This is a genomic window from Mucilaginibacter sp. SJ, from assembly GCF_028993635.1.
Taxonomy (GTDB): domain Bacteria; phylum Bacteroidota; class Bacteroidia; order Sphingobacteriales; family Sphingobacteriaceae; genus Mucilaginibacter.
Genome location: NZ_CP118631.1, coordinates 6,064,167 through 6,085,426 on the forward strand (window position 1 = coordinate 6,064,167; position 21,260 = coordinate 6,085,426).

Here is a 21,260-nt window from a genome sequence, read left to right on the forward strand (position 1 = left end):
CAAATGCTCAGACCTACCTGCCACCCCCCGCAACAATGACCACGGCACCAGCGGCGGGCTCCTATTACAGTTACAGCAGCATTACACTAAACCCGACTTTTAGCTTTACGGCAACTTCAGGCAGCAGCCTGAGCCTGTATATAGCCAATCCCGATTGCCAGCCATTGAACTCATCATTCAGTGCGAACCAGAATTATATCCTGACATCTATTCCCCGGATAAGTGGCTTTAAGAATGGGGGTACAGGGGCCAACACGGGAGATTTTGCCGGCCGGGGCACCTGTGAACTGATGCAAACGGTACAGTATTTCGATGGACTGGGCAGGCCCTTACAAACAACGCAGGTAAAGGGCTCACCCCAGGCCAAAGATATTGTTCAGCCTTTTGCTTATGATCAATACGGCAGAGAGGCCCAAAAATACCTTCCTTATGCAGCGACCACTGCTGATGGCAGCTATAAGAGTGACGGACTGGCAACCGGGCCAACTAATTTCTACTATCCGGGCGGTACCGCGGCATCCGGAAGCCAGCAAAGTAATGGAGTGGTTTATAACCCTGCCCCATATTCGTTAACCAACTTCGAGCCTTCACCCCTAAACCGGGTGGTGGAACAGGGTGCACCAGGTGCGGACTGGCAACCTGTATTGGGCAACACGACGGGGCATACAATGAAGCAGGAATATATCACCAACAACGTCAATGACTTTAGCGGAGCGGATACTACGTTGAGCAGGAAGGTGATCCTGTATAAGGCAGATATTAACACGGATCAGAGCCGCACACTAAACTACGGGAACACGGCTGGGAACTATTATCCGACCGGGCAACTGTACGTAACAATTAGTAAAGATGAGAACTGGAAGAGCGGCAGCGGCAACAGCAGAGGAGGAACTGTAGAGGAGTACAAGGATAAGGAAGGCCATGTGATACTGAAACGGACTTTCTTGTTTAGCGGCGGGGCATTGCAGCAACTGTCAACCTATTATGTATATGATGACCGGGGAAACCTTGCCTTTGTATTGCCACCAAAAAGCGGGGCTGATGCTGGCATCACCAGTGCAGGCAATTTAACCACGCTGAACAACCTGTGCTACCAGTATCAGTATGACGGCAGGAACCGGCTTGTGCAGAAAAGATTGCCAGGCAAGGATTGGGAATATACCGTATATAATAAGCTTGACCAGGTTGTGGCCACACAGGACGGGAACCAGCGTTTAACCAACCAGTGGATTTTTATGAAGTACGATGCACTGGGGCGTGTACTGTGGACAGGTACCTGGAACAATGGCGGCACGGCAATCACGCGAAGCGGGGTACAGGCGGCGGTAACCGGCTTTAGCGGGGCACTGTGGGAAAGCCGTCCATCGGGAGGGTATCCCACCAACTTAGCATGGCCAAAAACCGGATTCCAGGGTTCTTTAACGGTGAATTATTATGACGATTATACCTTTGGCGATTTTAGCTCGATGCCTGCGGCGTATGACTACCGGGCATCGGCAAGTGCGATGACTGGCGGATTGCTGACCTGTACCAAGACTTGGGTAACCGGCAGCGCCGCCGTATTGTATAAAGTGTTATACTATGATGATCTTGGTCGTTTGATCAGGACCTGTGCCGAACATTACCTGGGCGGAACAACTGCCGTAGCTAACTTTAATAATTATGATGTGATCGACAATAAATACGATTTCAATAATAATTTGACTAAAACAACGCGGCAGCATTTTACCATAGCTAATACGACTATTCCGGCAGTGACGATTCGGGATACGATCCTGTATGACCACATGAACCGTAAAACACAAACACTGGAATCGATCTGGAGCGGGAATAATACGCCGCCTGCCTATGTAGTACTCAGCAAGTTAGACTACAATGAGATAGGACAGTTAAAGAGCAAGGGATTGCACAGTGAAGATGGCGGAAACTCATTTTTGCAAACGGTAAACTACCGGTATAATGAGCGGGGATGGCTGCAATCATCCCAGGCCGGGCTGTTCAGCGAAAACCTGTATTATAATAAGCCTACCGACAACAGCTTTACTAACCAGTACAATGGTAACATTTCGGAAATGACGTATACGAAAACAGGATCATCGAATGTGGTATTCAAATACGGTTATGACCAGTTGAACCGGTTACTGAGCGGGACTTCGACAGGAGGAAGCACCATGGGTGAGCAGCTGACCTATGACCCGTTGGGCAATATATCGACTCTGATGCGTACCGGCCCGAACCCGGCAAATCTTGTATACACCTATTACAACAGCAATGCCAGCAACCAGCTACAAACGGTAACCAATGGCGGCGCGGCGTTCCGAAGCTACGCTGCTTATGATCCAAACGGTAACGCGCCAAGTGATGGCGGTAATAAAAACATCACCTACAACCTGTTTAACCTGCCGCAAACAGTAACACAGGGAGGCACAACACTGGCCAGCTATATTTATGACTGTACAGGCCAGAAGCTGAGCAATACTGGTAGCGATGGAAGATGGGATTATATTAACGGGATCGTGTATAATGGAACCACTATTGCGAATGAGACGATCGATTTTATCCAAACCGGAGAAGGACGTGTGGAACCCAATGGCAATTCATGGACTTATAGCTATAACCTGACAGACCACCTGGGTAACGTACGGCTATCGTTTTACAAAGATCCATCGGCAGGAACAGCCCGCCGGATCCAGGAGGATGAATATTACTCTTTTGGGTTGAGGAATGGATTATACAATAGTTCTAACAACAACCGCTATCTTTATAATGGCAAGGAGATTCAGACAGATCTGACAAACCAATACGATTATGGTGCAAGGTTTTATGATCCTATGATTGGGAGGTGGACGAGCGTAGATCCATTAGCAGAGAAGATGAGTAGATATTCAACGTATAATTATGGATTTGACAATCCTATGAGGTTCATAGACCCCGATGGAATGGGGCCGGATGATGTGATAGTACCCGAAAAATATAGAAAACAAATGGCCGATATACTTGCACAAACGTTTGGTAGCAATGCAAGTAATTTCAAATATGACGACAAAGGAAAAATGTCGTATACAGGGGATGTCACTCAACTAACTCCGGCAGAGCAGGGAGCATTTAATGAGTTGAATGGTTTAATGAGTTCATCAACAAAATATAACGTTGTTATTGAAGAAACATACACCTTCACACAGACAGATGGAACTGCGACAACGGTAAATACAGGTAATAGTGGTACCAAGGGGGATGCTGCTGTTTACCCGTCAGCTACAAAAAATGGAGAAGGTTATCTTATTTTAAATCCAAACCCAACTCAGGCAAATGTATTGGATGTAAAGTATGGTGAGAATGGCAACCAATTGCCTGCTAACTTTAGTGACATGCTTCAAAACGGAGGGAAAGGTCCTTTAAGGACTTTCACGCCATTTGAAAATTTCTGGCATGGTGTGGGACACGAAAGAGCGGGTGGTGCGGAGAATGGCGGCAAAGCAATGGAGGTTGAGAACCTGGGCGGAGCTGCCCACAAAAATGTGACCTATAACGCAGATGGATCAATTAAAACAATAACGGCAGCACCCATTGCTTCAAAGAATTATAATTTAGATCATCCTAAAAAACGTTAGAAATGAGGAGAATAATATCAGTTTTATTAATACTATGTTCGTGTTCGCCTGGTAAAGATTTTATTGTTTCGGAAAAGACTGATTACCTTGTTTATAAACATGATAGATATATTCAAGTAAATATAGACACACTTACTAAAGTTATAGATCCGCCTTCCATCAAAAAAATTTCTGTTAAAAACCTTAAGGAAGATACCATATATGTATTTTCAACTGTTTTAAGTAATTCGTCCATGCTGTATTCTTCCAAAAACATAAGTTTTCGAAATAGAGGGTACTATATAAATTCTTTTTATAAAAATTTTATGAACGATGCGTCTTACAGTGGAATCAAAAAATTTAATTTTATTCGAATTCCGCCTAAAGATAGTTTGATTATAAATATAGACGAACAGCGCATTCTCAAAAAGACGGCTAATGTGTCGAAGCATAAGTTAATAGGATTTAAATATTTGTATTTCGATAAGGTAAAAGGTCATGTAGAAGGAGGACTACATAATTTAAGTGAGTTCCCCTTAAAAGAAGCAATTATTTGGCAATAGTTATAAAGGGTTCTATAATTGATCAATATGATTATGGCGCGCGGTTCTACGATCCCGTGATTGGTAGGAATACAACTATTGACCCGAAAGCTGAATTGAATAGAAGATGGTCACCTTATTCGTATGGACTTAATAATCCTATTAGATTTATTGATCCAGATGGTATGGTACCAAGTGATTTTACTGATGAAGACGGTAATAAAAGACACGTCGAGGATGGTTCAACTGCTCAATATCAAGAAGTAGGTACCGGTGTTAGTAGGCATTATGAGTTTACAGGTTTCGATCAATCAAAAGCCAACCCCGGGATTCCATATGCGCCGCAATCTAATACAGTAAATTTAACAACAGCTATTCAAGAACAGCAGAACTTAAATGCGTCAAATACAGATTTAAATCCAATCCCAGGTGGAGCTACGTTTTGTAATTATGCTACACAAAATATATTAAGCACTGTTGCTTCGGCAACTAATAATTCATCAGGTCTTGCTATAACTGGTATGGCTAATAGTATGGTAGATCAAATGAATTGTAACACTGCTTTTATTAAAACAGATCAAGGTAATGCTCAGGCGGTTGCGGATAAGGGAGGCCTGGGCTTAGTCGGACTAATTGAACCTGGGCATGGTCACGTTGTAAGCTTCTCTGTAGGAAGTAATGAAGATAAAGGACAAATGGCAAACATTGGACGAACAAATGGATTCTTAAATATTAATCCGCAGGGAGATAAAGAACCGTCTGTATTCAGTGCTAAAAAGTTTGAGAATACACAATTCTTTATCTTAAATCCATCGATAACCCCGAAATCTATACCAACACCTGCTCCAAAAACGAACCCATTAAATCCTTTTTAGTAACTAATATGAAAAGAATCGCCTTAATAATCGTGATGATGTTCTTTGGAACTCATTTATTCGCTCAAACATCTGCTATTAGTAAAGATGAAATTATTGGCGTGTGGCAAATTAATAGCCCGCGAGTAGGTAATGGATACGCAGAATCCTTTAGCTTTTTTAAAGGCGGTACTTTCATCTATCAATATGACCCGTCGGATGACACGAGAAATATAACTCAACTGCAAGGGAAATATCAATTAGATGGCGAACGATTGATCCTAACTGTTACCCGTAGAAAAGAACGCATTGGTGGGAAAATAATGGCGGGTGCGGTTGGAACAGATGAATACTTGTTTGTTTTCGATAACGATAAAACAAAAGATGTAACAGAGGTATCACCAAAGCCTTTAGACCCATTCTTTATATCCAAAGTCCACAAGTTATCGGGTAAGATTGATTGTCTTATTAACAATAGGCATTACTATAAGGTATCGAGCGACCCAGATGCCATAAATCATCAATAATCCGTAAACATGACCAAAGCCCCTTAACCGGGGCTTTGGCTTTTAACGCCCGTAAGCTTTACGAGCTTTAGCATCACGCAAAAGCCCATCAAGCGCATATAAAATGCCATCCTTATCCTGCTCGGAGAGTTCGTTTAGATCATTCAACCGCTTAAGCATATCCGGGTCTTTTAAAACGTTGGTCGTATCAACTTCGCCCATCAGGTGGCCTACGGTAGTATCCAGCACTTTTGCAAGTCTGCCAGCTACCTCAATAGATGGCTTCATCTTATCGAGTTCATACTTACCGATAACGGTGTGTACGGTCTTCATGAGCTTAGCCAAGTCCTGCTGCGAAAGCTTCTTTGCTTCCCTGCATTCTCTTAATCGTTTGCCAAATGTGCTCATATCTTTTTTACAGTACACACAAATATACACAGCTTAAACAGTACAATAAAATCCTTTGGTGTATCTAAAAAGCATTGTTGTAAATCAATATTAATCCTAAACAGTTCAAAAAAAACTTAAAACATTGTATATTATAGTTTCATAAAATATATTTGCATCCTATAAAAATCAAATGCTCATTAATCTGCGATGCAAAAAACGGCTAAACTTATCACAGATAACCCGGAGCTGCTGTTTTATCTTGATGGCAAACTGCACATCACGGTATTGGGCGGCATCAAGCTGACGGGCTTCGACCGTTTAAAGGTAACCTTGAAACTGGTGAACACGGATGACAAGTTCAATGTGTTTCGTCATAGCCTGGACCTTTACAACAGCATCCAGACCGAGCAGCTGATCGAGAAATCAGCCTATGCACTGGACACCGGCACACGGGAGATCAGCGCGGCCATCACCGGGCTGACCACCGCCCTGGAAAACTACCGATCCGAACGTTTGGAGGCCATGAAGCCCAAACAGCCCGAAAAGAAACAGCTTACGGAAACTGAGCGTAAAGCTGCCATCACTTACCTAAAAAGCCATAATCTGTTAGACAGAACCAAACTGGCTATCAGCCAGAGCGGTATCGTCGGCGAAGAAACCAACGCCCTGATCGCCTACCTCATTTACACATCCCGCACCCGTGAAACGCCGTTACACCTGTTATGCCTCGGTGCCAGTGGCACCGGCAAGACCTGGTTACAGGAAAAGGTAGGCGAACTGATTCCCGAAGAAGATAAACTGGAGATCACTACGCTGAGCGTGAACGCCTTTTACTACTTCGGGAAGGATGAACTGAAATACAAGCTGCTGTTACTGGAAGATATGGACGGCGCAGAAGACGTGCTGTACCCGATCCGCGAACTGCAAAGCAAGCGCAAAATATCCAAAACGGTAACTTTGAAAGACAGCAAGGGCAACCCAAAAACCATCACCCTACAGGTGGAAGGCCCTGTTTGCATCAGCGGCTGCACCACCAGGGAGCAGATGTATGAGGACAATGCCAATCGCTGTATCCTGCTGTACATGGACAGCAGCGCTGAGCAGGACATGAAGATCATGGACTACCAGCGTAAAATGAGCGCCGGGCTGATCGACCAGCATGCAGAAAAGAAAGTTAGGGAACAGCTTAAAAACGTGCAGCGCCTGTTAAAGCCGGTCAGCGTTAAGAATCCTTACGCTCCCTATATGCAGCTACCGGAGGCTGTTTTCAAGCCACGCCGTACCATGTTATTGCTTTTGCTTTTTACCGAGACGATCACTTACTACCACCAGTACCAAAGGGAGCTGAAAACGGACGAGGATACCGGGGAGCAGTATATCGAAACCACTATAGAGGATATACAGGCCGCCTTTAGCTTACTGGAAACTACCCTGCTCAAAAAGAGCGACGAACTGAACGATGCCTGCCGGTCTTTCTTTGAAAGACTGAAGGCCTACCTGAAAGAACTGGACACGGATAGCTTTTACAGCAAGGAAGTACGGGCTGCGTTTCGCTTAAGCCCGAGCAGCCTGGGCCGTTACCTGTATGAACTGGAGCGGATGGGCTATATCAAGATCGCGCGGGGCAACCGCTATAAAGGCTATGAATATAAAATACAAAGCTGGAACGACCTGGAGAACTTAGCCAGCGATGCACAAAGCATGGTAAAATCCATCCTTGAAAACATCCAGTTAGTAACCCGTATCCCACCAGTACCCCAAAGCCTTAATGGGTTACATAAAATACAGCAGATCAGTGCAAAGGATGCAGTAACCCACGACTAACAGAAAATGCGAGGCACACTTTATAACCCGCTCTATATCCGGCTGCAGGCAGGCTTTACACAATGGCTGCGCATTCTCAACTTTGAACCGAGCAGCCCCCGCGATATGCCCAAAATCCTGACTGAGTTCCTGACCTGGCTGCAGGATCATGGCTGCCACCGCCCGCATGACGTGCAGCAGGAGCATCTGAAAAGATACATAGAACACTTGTACGAGCGGCCAAGCAAAACCGCAGCCGGAGCCATCAGCCTGAACTATATCCGCAAGCACTTGCAGGTGATCCGCAAGTTCAGCCGTTACCTCACCGAAAGCGGGCAGGAAAGCTTTAACGTAAAGCTGCGCATCAAAGGCAAAAGCACCAATGTCAAATGTATCCTGACACCGGCAGAGGTCAGCAGCTTATACGAGGCTGCCAAAGATGATACCCTGGGCCTGCGGGACAAAGCGATACTGGCCCTGTATTATGGCTGCGGCCTGCGTAAGAACGAGGGGGCGAACATCAATGTTAAAGACATCCTGCTGGATAAAGAACTGGTGTATGTGCGCAAAGGCAAGGGCTACAAAGAACGCTATGTACCACTGGCCGGAAGCGCCAAAGCTGATCTGGAGAACTATATCCTGTATGGCCGCCCGCATCTGGCAATAGATAAAAAGGAAGATGCTTTGCTGCTTAACGTTAACGGCACCCGGTTAAGCGGTCACATGGCCTATGAACGGCTGCAAAAGTTAAAAGCCATAGCGAAGATAAAAAAGCCCGCAGGCCTGCACACGCTACGGCACAGCATTGCCAGCCATCTGCTGCATTCAGGTATGGCCTTAGAGCAGATCCAGCGCTTTTTAGGGCATAGCAGCATGGAAAGTACGCAGATCTACACCCATCTAAAGCATGAAAACCAATCTTAGCGCGTTTGAAGAATACCTGATAGCGGAAGGCTTCGGGTCAGAAACAGTCTATCAGCATGTTAAATATGCAGGCCGGTTCCTGGACTGGCTGGCAGAAACAAGCCTGGCTTTACCGCAGGTGACCCATGCAGAAATGCTCGACTTTGCCGACCAGCTGAAAAAAGAAGATAAAGGCATCAACCTGATCAACCGCATCATGCTGGCGGTAAGCTATTACTTTACGTGGCTGCAGTACGAAGGTAAAGCCGGTTATAACCCTACGGCTGGTATCAGGCTGAAAGGGGCTATCCGGAACGTACCGCATGACCTGTTAACCAAACCCGAACTGGAAGCGCTTTACGAAAGCTACCCGGTAACAGATGAACGCACCCACCGCAATAAAGTGATTGTCGGCTTACTGGTTTACCAGGCATTGACGAGGGATGAAATCCATGCCCTTCGTGCTGAACACCTGAAACTCAGAGAAGGCAAAATACATATCCCTGCCACCGGCAAGCTGAACAGCCGGATACTTAGCCTTGAACCTCATCAAATCTTAGACTTGCAGGAATATATACTGGCGGTGCGGCCGAAGATACTGGCTGAACGTATGGCTGAACGTTCCGGCAGGAAACCGAATAAATACCAAGCTGTAGAAGATGTACACCGGCTCTTTGTCTCTATGAACGGGCAGGAAACGATGAAAAACAGTCTGCTTCACCTCAACTATGCACTAAGAAAAATAAACACCAGGTATAAACACGGGACGCAGATCAGGCAGAGTGTCATTACTGAATGGCTAAAGGAAAAGAACCTGCGGACCGTACAGTACATGGCGGGCCACCGCTATATCAGCAGTACCGAGCGTTATAAAACCAATAACCTTGAAGACCTGAAAGATGCGCTTAATAAGCATCATCCGTTAACTCTTTCCTAATCATCACATGGTCAGCCTATCTTCTGTTAAGCAACCCAAAGCGGAAGAAGACGGGCCTGTCAAGGGAACGTGGAATAAATGGCCTGGCGGGTCAATGCCTGCGGGTTTATGCCGCGAAAGTCCCTTTACTGGCCTGGCTTCGGAGGCTAACTTCGCTGTAACAGATGATAGGCCAACACATCCGCCACCGAAAAAGAACACCAACCAACGCCCTTGCAAATGAAAAACTATCGCTTATCTTTACCCTGCCTGAACGTTCTTTATGGCACTGAAAAAGTGCAAAGCTGAAAATCGCAGAAAATCCAAAAACTTTATGGCAGGCAATACGATTATGGCGCAAGGTTTTATGATCCTATGATTGGGAGGTGGACGAGCGTAGATCCATTAGCAGAGAAGATGAGTAGATATTCAACGTATAATTATGGATTTGACAATCCTATGAGGTTCATAGACCCCGATGGAATGGGGCCGGATGACGTTGTTTTGGGCGGGCCCGATAGGCTAAAAGCATTAAGCGAATTACAAAAGTCGGTAGCTGGTCAACTAAATTTAACAATGGACGCAAATGGAAAAATAGATTATGTGAAAAGCGCCCCCGATCTTCTTATAGGTTCCGATGCGAAACAGTTAATTTCGGCTATAGATGATCATTCCGTTGTAGTTAATGTTGACGCCACAAATCAAACAACTAATGCCGCAGGAGGAATAATCTTGGGATCTTTTTTAGGAAACACAGTTACACCTGCATCAACCCCCGGAGGCACGGCTACTGTTTCAGCTAATCAACAACTGAATCCAACATTGCTTGCTCTTACTGACGCCCCTTATGGACAAGATAAGGCTGGGGATAATACACTACACGAAGTCACCGAAGCTTATAAAGGTGCAAAGATCTCTCAATCTACTGGAGTATCAGCTGGCCCTGCTACAAAAGCAGATGAAAATAATCCCAATAGCGTTTATAGGAGGGCACACAATTCAGCTGTTCCTCAAGTCGGGGTAATAGACGCTATATTTTATGATCGATGGCACCAGCCTTCATCTTCATGGACATATAATGGAACACCTGTCAAGCTTGAAATATCGACTACTCCACCCAATAAACCCAAAACAATAATTCTCACAATTCCGTAAATTAGTTAATTATGAAATATCTATTATCAATTTTATTGTTATCGTATTTCGCCTGCCGATCACCAAAATCAGGGATTTCAAATCTTTGGACCTCCAGACCAAATGCTGACAGTCCTCTTTATCACGTTTACAAAATTGACTCTATCAATATGTATTATTTAATTTATGCAAAACGGGCTAACTTATATTACAAAATAGTGTCTCAAAAAAAAGAGCACATCAAGCTCGACAATAAGATTAAAATTTCAAATAACTATTCTTTTAAAATTCACTCTATATTGCCCGATATTAAAATTGGTGATAAGCTTATTAAATCCACTAACAGTTACATCTCCTGTTACTATTTTAGTGGATCAACAAAAATTTGCCTAGAAAGAGATTCTATTACAGATCTTTATGGCGCAGATAATATTATAGGATTGTACTACATACATAAATAAATAGACTGCAACAAGAAGAAACTGGGTTTTATGATTACGCTTCGAGCTGTAGGCGGTGGATTGCAGGTGGTCGGAGGTGTAGCAGGGGGTGTTGCTACATCATGGACAGGTGTCGGCGCTGTAGTAGGTGCAGTTGCGGTCGTACATAATGCGGATGATCTTCAAGCAGGGATAAGACAGCTTTGAATAGGAGAAGAAACTGAATCTCTTACTTATCAGGGGATAAAAGCTACAGCTAAATTAGCAGGAACAAATGATCAGACAGCCAGTTTAATAGCTACATTTTTCGATATTGGATTGAGTTTCGCTGGCGGTGGAGCAGGAGCATTTAAAGTGTTTAGTAAGGGCGAAAGGATTGCGGAATTTACTGTAGCGCAGGGTAAATTGGATTATGCCTTCGGAAAAGTGTTTGAAGGTGATTTACATAACATTCAACGCTCTGCTCAAAACTTAAAAGACTTAACTACTCTCGGGGTAAAGACTGAAAAATAATTGATTAAACTTATGGGTAAGGTCTTTGCTGACGGAGCTGAAGCGAGCTCAAAATCAAGTAGGTACGGAATAGGCGTGACAAAAGCCTTAAAACTTGGTAACTCAGGAACTGTCAATATAGGCTTCTTTTATGAGGCAGGTGATTTGTCAAAAAGTCCAAGAATGTCAACGATTATTCCAGAAATTGCCACTAAAATCAAGTAGAAATAACATTATGATTTTAAATGTTGTCGATAAACATACTTTTGATCAATCGGATTATCAGTGTGTTTTCAGTAATAAAAATACAGATAGACGCTATGCATTAGTGACTGAAGAAAGTAATTCATTTAAGTTTGCTTGGCGAAGTGATAAGGTGTCAGTTAACTTTTTAATGATCAAATCACACACTTATGCGGTTGGAATGGACGAGAACTTTGCAATAATTGATTTTAAAACAGACGAAATAGTTTTATATAAACATTTGGACTTTATATTTCACGAATTTAAGTTAGTGAACGATAGTTTGTTAATAGCTGGATAAAACACACCAAAATGACCCTATCCGGCCAGTTCAAAAAGGCCCCCTTTGCCAGTTGAAAGTATTATGGCTTTTTAATTTTATTGGCTTTATGTTGCCCTCTATATATCGTCGAACAACAAAATCACTGGTTGAATACCATGATTATTCGTCTTGGCTGGTATAGAATATTAACATTCATAATCGAAGTCCTACTTATCTCCTTTATCATGCCATTCAAATATGTAGACCAGATAAATGAGGCCTGGCAGAATAAACACAGATCCTATGAGCAGGCTTAAACCGCATCGTCTCCAAAGGCATTTTTTTTATTTAATCATTTTATTTTTAGTCGAAACGGGTAAAAAGCGCAGCTAAAATCAAGCCCGGCTATGTCGCTGGGTTTGCGAAAGATGTCCGGCATAAACGGCTGCCTCCCCAGAGGGTCCCCTCCAATTATTCCATTTCCTTTTGCCTGCTGCAGGGCTTTACGATTTGCTTTCTTTTTTCCCTTTTTCTTTTAAAAATAATCCACCAGGACAGGGCGACAAAAGAAGAGCAAACAAATAATTATTCATCATTTAAACATTAAAGAGTATGCTATTCACAGGAAGAATCACCGCTGACGCAGAAGTAACAGCGGTAAAAGGAGACAAGCAGGTCGTTAACTTCACCGTGGCCATCAACCAGAGATGGACGAACAAAGAGGGCGATAAAAAAGAAAAAGCAGCATTTGTTAACTGTGCTTACTGGCGCAATGCAGGTATAGCGGAATACCTCTCCAAAGGGGCAGTGGTTGAAATTTCAGGTTGGCTTGAAGCACAGGGCTACAAAACTAACGGAGGCGACATAAATGGAAGATTGATTTGCACCTGCGATAACATCAGGCTGTTTTCCGTAACGGCCAAAGCAGAGCAAAAGACCGGCAACCCGGAAAAGGCAAAAGCAGGCGCAGGTTCCGGTGGTGATGAGGACGATGATTTACCTTTTTAATCAGGCAATCATGAATGAACAATTTCAATTTTCCATCCATAGCCTGCTGAGCCAGAGAAGAGATGTCGTACACGGGCCTATGTCACCGATGCTTTTTGCGAGAGAAATGGCGGAATCTGTGGGTTTTCAATACAACCGGCTTGCGAGGGTTTGGTTTACTGATGAGCAGATCAACCAACACCGGGAAGATGGCGGACTGACAGGTCATGACACGCTGATCATCGGGGCGGTATACCCGAACGACTTATGGCTGAGCCTGTGGGTGGATTCAGGGGTTGGCGGTGTGCCTGTAGCTATGGTTTATCAGTCTGACGGCATTATTGATATCACCAATGTTTATCGCGAAGCGGGCTACGCCCGGAACCTCACGGCGGATGAAATCACAGAAATCTTTGATTCCATTTTTGCAGACCCCGGGCAGCTTAACATCAAAAGCCACGAATCTGTTTCAAAACCTCACACGCCTCCGGCTGAAGAAAACAAAGGATCATGAAAACCATAACATTGAATTTATACAGCTTCCCTGAACTGGATAGGGAAGCTAAAGCAAAAGCACTGATCAGCAACCGGGACTTAAACTTTGGGTTTGACTGGTGGGATAGCGAGTTCGAGGATTTTATAAGTCTATGCGGATACATGGGCATAGCGGTTTTGAAAGAAAGCATTTCTTTCCGAGGATTCTATTGTCAGGGTGACGGAAGCGGGTTTTCTGCAAAAGTGGATATACCCCGCCTGCAGGTCGCCATTCAGGAGCAGGCATGGAAAACGCACGCACCCATGCAGGAATTTCATTTGATGCCTGCTACTATTGACCTGAGGGTTATGCGCATTGTAGCTAAAGGGATATTGCCCAACGAACCGCAGGTTATTTGCCGGAAAAAGCAATTCGGCGTAGCGGTCGACCTTGGCATTTATGTCATTGACGAAAACGGAAAGGAACACCCTAACATCTTTGATGAACTGCAAAAACTGGAAGATTGGCTGAGAAGCGTTGCGGAAGTGCTTAACCGTCACCTTTTCGACAGCCTCGAAAACAGGTATGACTACCTGTGCAGCGATGCAGCGGTTGAGGAAAGCATGTTAAACAATGGCTTCCTTTTTACTGCCGATGGCAAGTCCGCCGGCTATCTCGATAAACTAAATAACATTTAAAGCAACACACCATTTTATGAAAACGAACTTTTTCAAAATATAGCCGAGATCAATGCCCCGGGCATTTGGAATATCGTCGTTCAGACGGACGACAAAGGCGGGTTTACCGTGTCCACGCATTTTACCGTTGAAGCCATAGGAGATGCAGCCTCCAAACAGATCAAACCCTTTGTGTCAAACGGAACTGCACAGGAATTTGATGACGGCTTTTTCGATATGCTCGAAGCCCCTGTTAAACAGACCTCAGGATTATTGCATAACATGGACGATTACCTGAAAGGGCTCGCCAAGGCTAAAGAACAATCCAAAATGGTGCAGGACAGCAAAAGTAAAATGCCCAAAGCTAAAGCTGATAATACAGCCGGGGAAAGCGGACAAGGCGATGTGGACAATGCGGAAAAGCGGAAAGCCTATACCGACCTGCTCCGGCGAATCGTAGAACTGGAAAGCCTCTGCAAATACGACGAAGCACTTGAAATCTTGCCCGCAATAGCCGATTACCCGGACAGGGAAGCGGAAATCACCAAACGCAAAACCGAACTTGAACGCAAGCGGGAACAGAAAAAGAACCTTTTATTTTAAACTTAACCGATTCACTATGTTACGTACAAACCTCTTACCAAGGATTTTTATACACAAGGAGAACGGACAGGAAATTCAACTGTCCGACCCGAATGACGATTTTAGCCCCGAAGCAGTGCTGAATTTCTATGCGCCTACTTATCCCATCCTGACCAATGCCCGTATTGTTGGCCCCGAAATCAAAAAAGATAAGATACAATACCGTTTTGAAAGCACGATGGGAACAAAAGGATAAGCCATGAAAACAACCATCATTAAACGAAAAGTAAACATTAACCCCAAGAACAGCCAATGGAAACTTTATCAGCAGTTCAAGAAACTTACCGCCAAACTGGATACGCTGCCCGGGGCAGGGGAGGTGCAAAACCTGCAGCACAAAAGCGCACCGCAGGATTTGATCGAAATGGTTTTCTAAAACACCGTTTTTTGCCATTCGATGGCTATTGCTTCAGTGACTGGCGCAAGGCGGAAGCCGGATTTTTTAAATCTGTAGCGCATATCTGCTCGTTGTATAAGATGGATAGGCCGGATGTTTCCGGCCTCCTTTTTCCTCAAAATATGAACGCTTGCTATCAGCAGATTGCTGACAAACTGGAACGGGACAAAGGGATAAATTGCCGGATCATGCAGGACGATACCCGCCCGGCCACGCTGGCGACAGCAAAACGTTTCGATACCGGATACACCATTTACTATATTCCGGTCAACGCAATTGCCCGTATCATGGCTACACCGGATTTAAAACCTTTATCTGATTTGCTATGCCTGATTTGTGCATACTTATACCAGGTGGTCAAAATCGATTATTACAGGGACTATTGTTACGTGCAATCTACGTACTCAACTATCGAAGACTGGATCAACGAAGACGATGAAGGGGAAGGCGAAGAATACCGGGATGAACAACTCCGGAAACTGGAATTGATAAAGAGTTTTGGCGATATGTTCCTGGCTATCATCAAAAAGCCTTTTAGCGCAAAAAACTTCCGTAAAGTAATGGTAGCTTATGGGCAAAGTTTCTGTTATGACACGTACTTCGCTAATGTGGCCGGGGAAATTGAAAAACTGGTCATAGATTACCCCAAACGTTCCATTTATGACAGCATCCCCAAAGGTTATTATGCCTTTGACGAAAGTGGCAATATCCATATTGAACAATACCTTTCTTTTTACTGGAGTGCCAACGACAGGTTCAGGGAAGTGTTTTTCGATATGGTCAATAATGACCTCAACGAAAGCGGCGAGCAGATCGAACCGCTTGCTCTCCAATGGTTCGATACCCCGCAGCAACAGGAACAGCACCACTTTGATTATGAACCAAGGCTTTTTGCCCTGATAGCCGAATTGATAGATTTTTTAACTGATTACGATTATGACAGCCAACATCACGAATAATTTCAGCCATACCTATACCCCCTTTAAAGCTTTACTTATTTATGCTAAAAGCAAGACTGATGAGGATAATCACTATGGAACGGACGAGGTATATGTCGAAAGCTATGACATCGGCAAAAGCGGGAGGCCGGTCAATGCACATCCGCTCTCTGCAAAGGAATCTATCCTTTTGGGTGATATCCTGAAAAGTGGTCAGGATGCACAAAACACCTTTCTGAAATGCAGGGGTATCATTCCGCCGAACGTACTCGCTATTAATACCGAAAAAGAGGGCTATGCGGTATGGTATACCCCGCCCATGGAACGCCAATTGTTTTTTATTGAAAGTCTCGGTATCCCCTCCGTCCCCGTAAAAATCCCGGCCATGATTTGGAAAGCAGGGCGCGAAAGCCTCCACCTGTTTGCTGTCAAAGGAAGCCGGAAGCCGAACCTGCAAAGCTTACTTCATCATGCGCCATACTTTAATATGCACCCTGACGGCCGTGTCTGCATGGGTTCTGTCCGCATTAACATCGAACCCGATACCTGCCTCGAAGATTTTATTTCGCTTTGGGAGCGGTATTTTTTTAACAGCTACTTCAGCCATACGATAGACGGAGGAAGCAAGGTCGCCGTCAATATCGTTCAGCTTTGGCAGGAACAGGGGCGAACCGGGCAGAAGTTCCCCGAAAACCATTTGGTAAAAATAAACCTCACACTTCAAAGAATACTATAATGAATAAGAAAATTAATACTACCCGAAAAATACCCGTACATATTGTTGATCCTGAACTATTGCAGCCTTTTAACCCGGTTATGGTTAACCTGATCGGGGCGGGAGGGACCGGAAGCCATGTGTTAACGGGCTTGATGAGGCTCAGCTTTATGCTGAATGAATTAGGCCACCCCGGACTCCATGTCCGGCTGTTTGATGACGATATCATCGAACATAACAACAGGCTGCGTATGCTTTTTAATGATGCAGAGGTTGGGCTTCATAAATCTGTTGTCCTCATCAACCGGATCAATCGGGCTTTCGGTCTGAACTGGAAAGCGGTAACTGATAAGTTCGATAACCAACTGGTCAAAGAGCTTCCCGAAATGGCCATGGCTGCCATTACCATCACTGCCGTGGATTCCGTAAGCGCGCGGTTTGAAATTGCCGCCATCTTGGGTATGGTATACAAATACGCTTCACACTCACGGAACAAACCAAGGTACTGGATGGACTTCGGCAACAGCCGTGATTCAGGTCAGGTGATTCTGTCAACTGTTGGGGAGGTCAAACAGCCTGAATCCGCAAGGTACGAAACACGAAGCGTTCTCCGCATGGTAACTGATGAGTTTCCCGATCTGCTGAGCGCGGGAGCGGAAAAAGACGCAGGACATAACTGTTCGACAGCTTCCGCACTGGAAGAGCAGGATTTATTCATTAATGCCTCACTGGCTTACCCCGGTGTGGAAATATTAAACAGGATGTTTCGGGAAGGAATGGTGTTTGACCGTGGATTCTTTTATAACCTCAAAGATCATCGCATGCACCCCCTCAAGGTCGCTTAAACTCACCGTATGGAAATAATAGATTTACATGGGAAAAAGATCGAGGTCACCGACCTGTCACTGGCTATTCTACAGGCAGACGATTTTCGGCATTATCAGCTTATTGGTTCCGACAAAATGGAATTTAATCGGAAACAACGAGTATATTGGGAGGATATTTATATTAAACTGTTGCTATTGGAACAAGCATTGGGCAACGAAAAAACAGATTACAAAGGGGATAATAATGATAACCTATAAGAAAGGAAATTTATTGAATGATGAGGCATTCGCATTGGTCAATACGGTTAATACCGTTGGCGTAATGGGCAAGGGTATCGCCCTTGCCTTTAAAAAGGCATTCCCCGATAATTACCTGCTTTACCGGGCTGCATGCCTCACCGGAAAGGTCTGTGTTGGCGAGCTGTTTATCGTCCCCGACAGCACCCTGCTGATGGGGCAACGGCTTATCATCAATTTTCCGACAAAAAAGGATTGGCGCGACCCCTCGGAATATGAATTTGTGGAGTTGGGGTTAGGCAAATTGCGAAACTTGATAATAAGCAATAAAATTAACAGCATAGCAATGCCTGCCCTGGGGTGTGGCAACGGTGGACTGGATTGGGAGAAAGTCAGGCCAATGATAGAAGGCGCCCTGGAGGGTTTGGATTGTGCTGTCTCCGTATATGAGCCGGGGTAGGAAATCGCGGCCTCCCTGCCACTTGCTGCTTTCATCTGCAACAGGCTTCCGGCGTTCAATGGTTGCCTGAATTTTGCAAAAACGATGCCGCTTTGGCCAATCTCGTTTTCGCAGAATACAGGCGGTTGGGAATTTATTCAGGGAATGCCCCTTTCAATCGTCTTTCAGGTTTTAAGAAGGTACACGAAAAGGATGATCACCATGTCTCCGTTTTAGGACCTATTCGTCCTTAAGGATAGATTTGTTTGTCGTAACGGTTCGCTGTCGTTTGACCGGAAAAGGCTCAGTGACAATATTTACAGCCTTTACTGTGTGGATTACGATGGAATCCGGGTCGATAGCTAAAGAATCCTTTCGGTCATCATGATCTTCGGAGAAAAAGCGTTTCATATCAATCAGAGATTTTTCTGAACTCTTGCCTGTATCGGTTTCTGTCGTCTGTTCAGGATAAATTTCATTGATCTCATACCGCATTTTCCATCCTTCGCCATCATTATACCCTGTGATTACATCGATTTGAGCCTCTTTAGGATGGGTTACAGGCTCGACTTTTGCAGCCTTATGAAACAATATGACGTTGACGGACTCACCTTCGACCTGGGACGAAGGAAAAATGATTCCGTCGTACATATTATGCCATTCCGTAGCCAGGTAATCTGCAATGGATTGCGTCAAGAGGTATTCAAATGACTGATCGTTGGGCATTACCGGCTGGGTCATTTTTGCACTGAGGCTCTTTAAAAACATCGCGCGGCTCAACTCATCTGCATAATCAGAATCAAAGATGCTGCCGTGAATAACCAATTTGGTGAGGGCATTCAGGTCAAGTAACTGTAACGGCCTGATAATCCTGAATTTGGCGATTGCAACCTTACTGCCAACTGCCGGGCGCACTTCTGCGAGAGAAAGTTTAGGATCATTTGAACCGTAAAATACAGAGATCCCGGGCGCATTCATTCTTCCTGCTACGGCGAATGCGGCAGGCGGGCAGCCCAATTCCTTGTCTGGCTTAGACAGTGCGGTCTTGAGTGCGGTATCCGATTGGAAAACACGGGCGCGGTATAGTTCTGTCATGCTGGTTCCCGGTCCTACTAAACGAAGCGGCGACTCGTCATCGAAGGTTTCCATATCGTAAACATTCCTGAATACGGAATTTAATAACTCGATGCCGGACCTGCTGAAATACCGGGATTCTGTCTTCAATATGCGCTCATATTCACTCCACTGGGTTTGCCAGTAACCGGCATGAGGTGGGATTTGTTCTACCCATATCTTGGTTGAATACTGTTGAAGTTCTCCCATATAGGCAAGGTTTGGATCATAATTATCCCGGTCTAAAATGGTCCGGATGTCCTCGGCTGCTTCTTTTGGAATGCCGGCGGCATCTCTGATTGCTTCGATAATTGGTTGCCCGTCCGGCCACTCTTCGGGATCTTCATCTGGATCCCATTTGCGGGTATAATGTTGGGAGAAAGCAATATCAACCCGAATCGCCAGGTCTCCAATAAAAATGCCTTTTGATCTGCGGCTGCAATATGCGCAAGTCACACGTTTGCCAGCTTGTTTAATCTCTCGTTTTAGATAAGGTTCGTCGATGCAGTGATAACAAATAGGTTTGTCGTCTAAATATACGTTGGCCAAAGGAGTATGTTTAATTGTTTAGGTTATTGTTATTCCGTGAATTTGTCTGCTTCATTTCAGATTTTTTTTATAATCATGGCATCCCCAGAATTCGGTTTAAACCGTTTATTTTTCTGATGGGAAGATCGTTCGTTTTCGTTTGTCGAGATCCATGTCCCAACTACGCTTCCTTGGATCTCCGGGATAACGGAAATATATTTCCTCATACGGCATTCCACCCTCCCCGTTAAATAAACAAAAGAAGTGAGGACAAGAAGTAAACTCATCGCCATCTCTTATGAAATTAACGATGTTGTGATAAGCAATTCGTCCTATTGCTTTTACAGGGATAACCTTATACTTTTCATTTTCAAGGCGTGGATCCAGAGAGTTCCATATCGGTTCCCAATAGCCGTCGGCGTTCATTATCACATAAGGGCCGATTCCGGCGGCGAGCCAGAATTCCAATCCATTATGGTAGGTGTTATAAAAGAAGGTTCGGAAAGAGGTATTGAAAATGCCTTCGGGAGTGCGGTTACCTGTACCGTAAGTCTCGTCATCTACAGAACGAATATAGGCATCTTCACTAATAAATTTGGAACTTGGATAATCCAGTAATGCCTGACGGTTTTTAGGATCCCTCACAAACTTGTGGTCGATGATGGCTTTTTCAAGTTTCGCCTTCATTTTAAGGCCTCTATTTAACTTTGTGATACTTTTTTGAGTTTCCCTTTCTTTTTTAATGTCAAATGCTATAGATAAAGCTTTGGGGTTTGCATAAAGGTGTGTTTCAAGTGTGATCGAAGTCCAGATTTCTAATTCCGGGACATTCAAATTAGTAGAATAACTTTTGATCAGGTCATGTTTCTTTTTAGACAAGTCACAGGATAGTATCAATAAAATCTTATCGGGCATTACGCTGTTTTGAAGAACTTTCTGCACCATTTCTTCAAGTTCCCCAGACGAAACCTGAACATGTCTTTTGCATTGGATAGCCCATGTTTTTTCGCGTATACCTTCTTGAACGACTCCACGGATGTCGATGCCTCCATCAGCTCCTGTTTTTCCAATATGCTCCAACTCTTTCCATTTATACATGTTGGACAAAAGCATGTAACATATCTCTTCGAATCTCAAAGGATCCAGGTCGGAAAAATGAAGCCGGTTAGTAGTCTTCGTTGGGTGCAAATTTTTGCTCATTAATTGGATT

The 21,260-nt window shown here is 44.4% G+C and carries 25 protein-coding genes and 1 pseudogene; 23 read left to right on the forward strand and 3 right to left on the reverse strand.

Going from position 1 to position 21,260, the window contains the following annotated elements:
* Positions 1-35 precede the first annotated feature (35 nt).
* The 4 genes from MusilaSJ_RS24825 to MusilaSJ_RS24840 are packed head-to-tail and all read left to right on the forward strand — an operon-like array spanning position 36 to position 5,513.
* Entirely contained in the window at positions 36-3,611 is a 3,576-nt protein-coding gene (locus MusilaSJ_RS24825; RefSeq protein ID WP_274987453.1) for a DUF6443 domain-containing protein, read from the forward strand.
* A gap of 2 nt (positions 3,612-3,613) precedes the next feature.
* Positions 3,614-4,153, forward strand: coding sequence for a hypothetical protein (locus MusilaSJ_RS24830; protein ID WP_274987454.1), 540 nt, complete (start codon positions 3,614-3,616; stop codon positions 4,151-4,153).
* Entirely contained in the window at positions 4,144-5,007 is an 864-nt protein-coding gene (locus tag MusilaSJ_RS24835) for an RHS repeat-associated core domain-containing protein (RefSeq protein WP_274987455.1), read from the forward strand. Before MusilaSJ_RS24830 ends, MusilaSJ_RS24835 begins: the two co-directional genes overlap by 10 nt.
* Before the next feature lie 8 nt (positions 5,008-5,015).
* On the forward strand, positions 5,016-5,513 hold the full coding sequence (locus MusilaSJ_RS24840; RefSeq protein WP_274987442.1) for a hypothetical protein: 498 nt from the start codon (positions 5,016-5,018) through the stop codon (positions 5,511-5,513).
* A 42-nt stretch (positions 5,514-5,555) separates the two neighbouring features.
* Here MusilaSJ_RS24840 and MusilaSJ_RS24845 read toward each other — a convergent pair whose 3' ends face one another.
* Positions 5,556-5,900, reverse strand: coding sequence for a helix-turn-helix domain-containing protein (locus MusilaSJ_RS24845; protein ID WP_274987443.1), 345 nt, complete (start codon positions 5,898-5,900; stop codon positions 5,556-5,558).
* A 189-nt stretch (positions 5,901-6,089) separates the two neighbouring features.
* Between MusilaSJ_RS24845 and MusilaSJ_RS24850 the strand changes: the two genes are divergently transcribed.
* The 19 genes and pseudogenes from MusilaSJ_RS24850 (at position 6,090) to MusilaSJ_RS24940 (ending at position 18,430) form a co-directional block, all read left to right on the forward strand.
* Positions 6,090-7,706, forward strand: a complete 1,617-nt coding sequence (locus MusilaSJ_RS24850) for an MTBMA_p00010-related P-loop-containing protein (RefSeq protein ID WP_274987444.1) — start codon at positions 6,090-6,092, stop codon at positions 7,704-7,706.
* 6 nt (positions 7,707-7,712) lie between these two features.
* Positions 7,713-8,609 (forward strand): tyrosine-type recombinase/integrase, encoded by an 897-nt coding sequence (locus tag MusilaSJ_RS24855; protein ID WP_274987445.1) that lies wholly within the window; start codon positions 7,713-7,715, stop codon positions 8,607-8,609.
* On the forward strand, positions 8,593-9,525 hold the full coding sequence (locus MusilaSJ_RS24860; protein ID WP_274987446.1) for a tyrosine-type recombinase/integrase: 933 nt from the start codon (positions 8,593-8,595) through the stop codon (positions 9,523-9,525). The genes MusilaSJ_RS24855 and MusilaSJ_RS24860 overlap by 17 nt, the downstream gene beginning before the upstream one ends.
* A gap of 354 nt (positions 9,526-9,879) precedes the next feature.
* Positions 9,880-10,659, forward strand: a complete 780-nt coding sequence (locus MusilaSJ_RS24865; RefSeq protein WP_446725124.1) for an RHS repeat-associated core domain-containing protein — start codon at positions 9,880-9,882, stop codon at positions 10,657-10,659.
* Positions 10,660-11,129: 470 nt separating this feature from the next.
* Positions 11,130-11,285 carry a hypothetical protein gene (locus MusilaSJ_RS24870; RefSeq protein WP_274987456.1) on the forward strand — a complete coding sequence of 52 codons (156 nt, stop codon included), beginning with the start codon at positions 11,130-11,132 and terminating at the stop codon, positions 11,283-11,285.
* Between the two features lie 111 nt (positions 11,286-11,396).
* The gene (locus MusilaSJ_RS24875; RefSeq protein WP_274987457.1) at positions 11,397-11,591 is read left to right on the forward strand and encodes a hypothetical protein; all 195 of its coding nucleotides are present in this window, start codon (positions 11,397-11,399) and stop codon (positions 11,589-11,591) included.
* Between the two features lie 12 nt (positions 11,592-11,603).
* Positions 11,604-11,795: a hypothetical protein gene (locus tag MusilaSJ_RS24880; protein WP_274987458.1), complete on the forward strand. Its 192-nt coding sequence runs from the start codon at positions 11,604-11,606 to the stop codon at positions 11,793-11,795.
* 10 nt (positions 11,796-11,805) lie between these two features.
* Positions 11,806-12,114: a hypothetical protein gene (locus MusilaSJ_RS24885; RefSeq protein WP_274987459.1), complete on the forward strand. Its 309-nt coding sequence runs from the start codon at positions 11,806-11,808 to the stop codon at positions 12,112-12,114.
* A 573-nt stretch (positions 12,115-12,687) separates the two neighbouring features.
* A complete protein-coding gene (locus tag MusilaSJ_RS24890) occupies positions 12,688-13,083 on the forward strand; it encodes a single-stranded DNA-binding protein (protein ID WP_274987460.1) in 396 nt (131 codons plus the stop codon).
* Positions 13,084-13,093: 10 nt separating this feature from the next.
* Positions 13,094-13,576: a hypothetical protein gene (locus MusilaSJ_RS24895; protein ID WP_274987461.1), complete on the forward strand. Its 483-nt coding sequence runs from the start codon at positions 13,094-13,096 to the stop codon at positions 13,574-13,576.
* Positions 13,573-14,235: a DUF8835 domain-containing pootine gene (locus MusilaSJ_RS24900; RefSeq protein ID WP_274987462.1), complete on the forward strand. Its 663-nt coding sequence runs from the start codon at positions 13,573-13,575 to the stop codon at positions 14,233-14,235. The genes MusilaSJ_RS24895 and MusilaSJ_RS24900 overlap by 4 nt, the downstream gene beginning before the upstream one ends.
* Positions 14,236-14,271: 36 nt before the next feature.
* A pseudogene (locus MusilaSJ_RS24905) lies at positions 14,272-14,817 on the forward strand (hypothetical protein); the annotation flags it as partial.
* 16 nt (positions 14,818-14,833) lie between these two features.
* Positions 14,834-15,052, forward strand: a complete 219-nt coding sequence (locus MusilaSJ_RS24910; RefSeq protein ID WP_274987463.1) for a PRTRC system protein C — start codon at positions 14,834-14,836, stop codon at positions 15,050-15,052.
* Between the two features lie 3 nt (positions 15,053-15,055).
* Positions 15,056-15,232, forward strand: a complete 177-nt coding sequence (locus MusilaSJ_RS24915; RefSeq protein ID WP_274987464.1) for a hypothetical protein — start codon at positions 15,056-15,058, stop codon at positions 15,230-15,232.
* A gap of 143 nt (positions 15,233-15,375) precedes the next feature.
* Positions 15,376-16,212, forward strand: coding sequence for a hypothetical protein (locus MusilaSJ_RS24920; protein ID WP_274987465.1), 837 nt, complete (start codon positions 15,376-15,378; stop codon positions 16,210-16,212).
* Entirely contained in the window at positions 16,190-16,927 is a 738-nt protein-coding gene (locus MusilaSJ_RS24925) for a PRTRC system protein B (protein WP_274987466.1), read from the forward strand. The genes MusilaSJ_RS24920 and MusilaSJ_RS24925 overlap by 23 nt, the downstream gene beginning before the upstream one ends.
* Positions 16,927-17,751 (forward strand): PRTRC system ThiF family protein, encoded by an 825-nt coding sequence (locus MusilaSJ_RS24930; protein ID WP_274987467.1) that lies wholly within the window; start codon positions 16,927-16,929, stop codon positions 17,749-17,751. Before MusilaSJ_RS24925 ends, MusilaSJ_RS24930 begins: the two co-directional genes overlap by 1 nt.
* A 9-nt stretch (positions 17,752-17,760) precedes the next feature.
* Entirely contained in the window at positions 17,761-17,991 is a 231-nt protein-coding gene (locus tag MusilaSJ_RS24935; RefSeq protein WP_274987468.1) for a hypothetical protein, read from the forward strand.
* Positions 17,978-18,430: a macro domain-containing protein gene (locus MusilaSJ_RS24940; protein ID WP_274987469.1), complete on the forward strand. Its 453-nt coding sequence runs from the start codon at positions 17,978-17,980 to the stop codon at positions 18,428-18,430. The genes MusilaSJ_RS24935 and MusilaSJ_RS24940 overlap by 14 nt, the downstream gene beginning before the upstream one ends.
* 219 nt (positions 18,431-18,649) lie before the next feature.
* On the opposite strand, the gene MusilaSJ_RS24945 is transcribed toward MusilaSJ_RS24940, so the two are convergent.
* The gene (locus MusilaSJ_RS24945) at positions 18,650-20,071 is read right to left on the reverse strand and encodes an RES family NAD+ phosphorylase (protein ID WP_274987470.1); all 1,422 of its coding nucleotides are present in this window, start codon (positions 20,069-20,071) and stop codon (positions 18,650-18,652) included.
* A 105-nt stretch (positions 20,072-20,176) separates the two neighbouring features.
* Positions 20,177-21,250: a restriction endonuclease gene (locus tag MusilaSJ_RS24950; protein ID WP_274987471.1), complete on the reverse strand. Its 1,074-nt coding sequence runs from the start codon at positions 21,248-21,250 to the stop codon at positions 20,177-20,179.
* Positions 21,251-21,260: the final 10 nt, after the last annotated feature.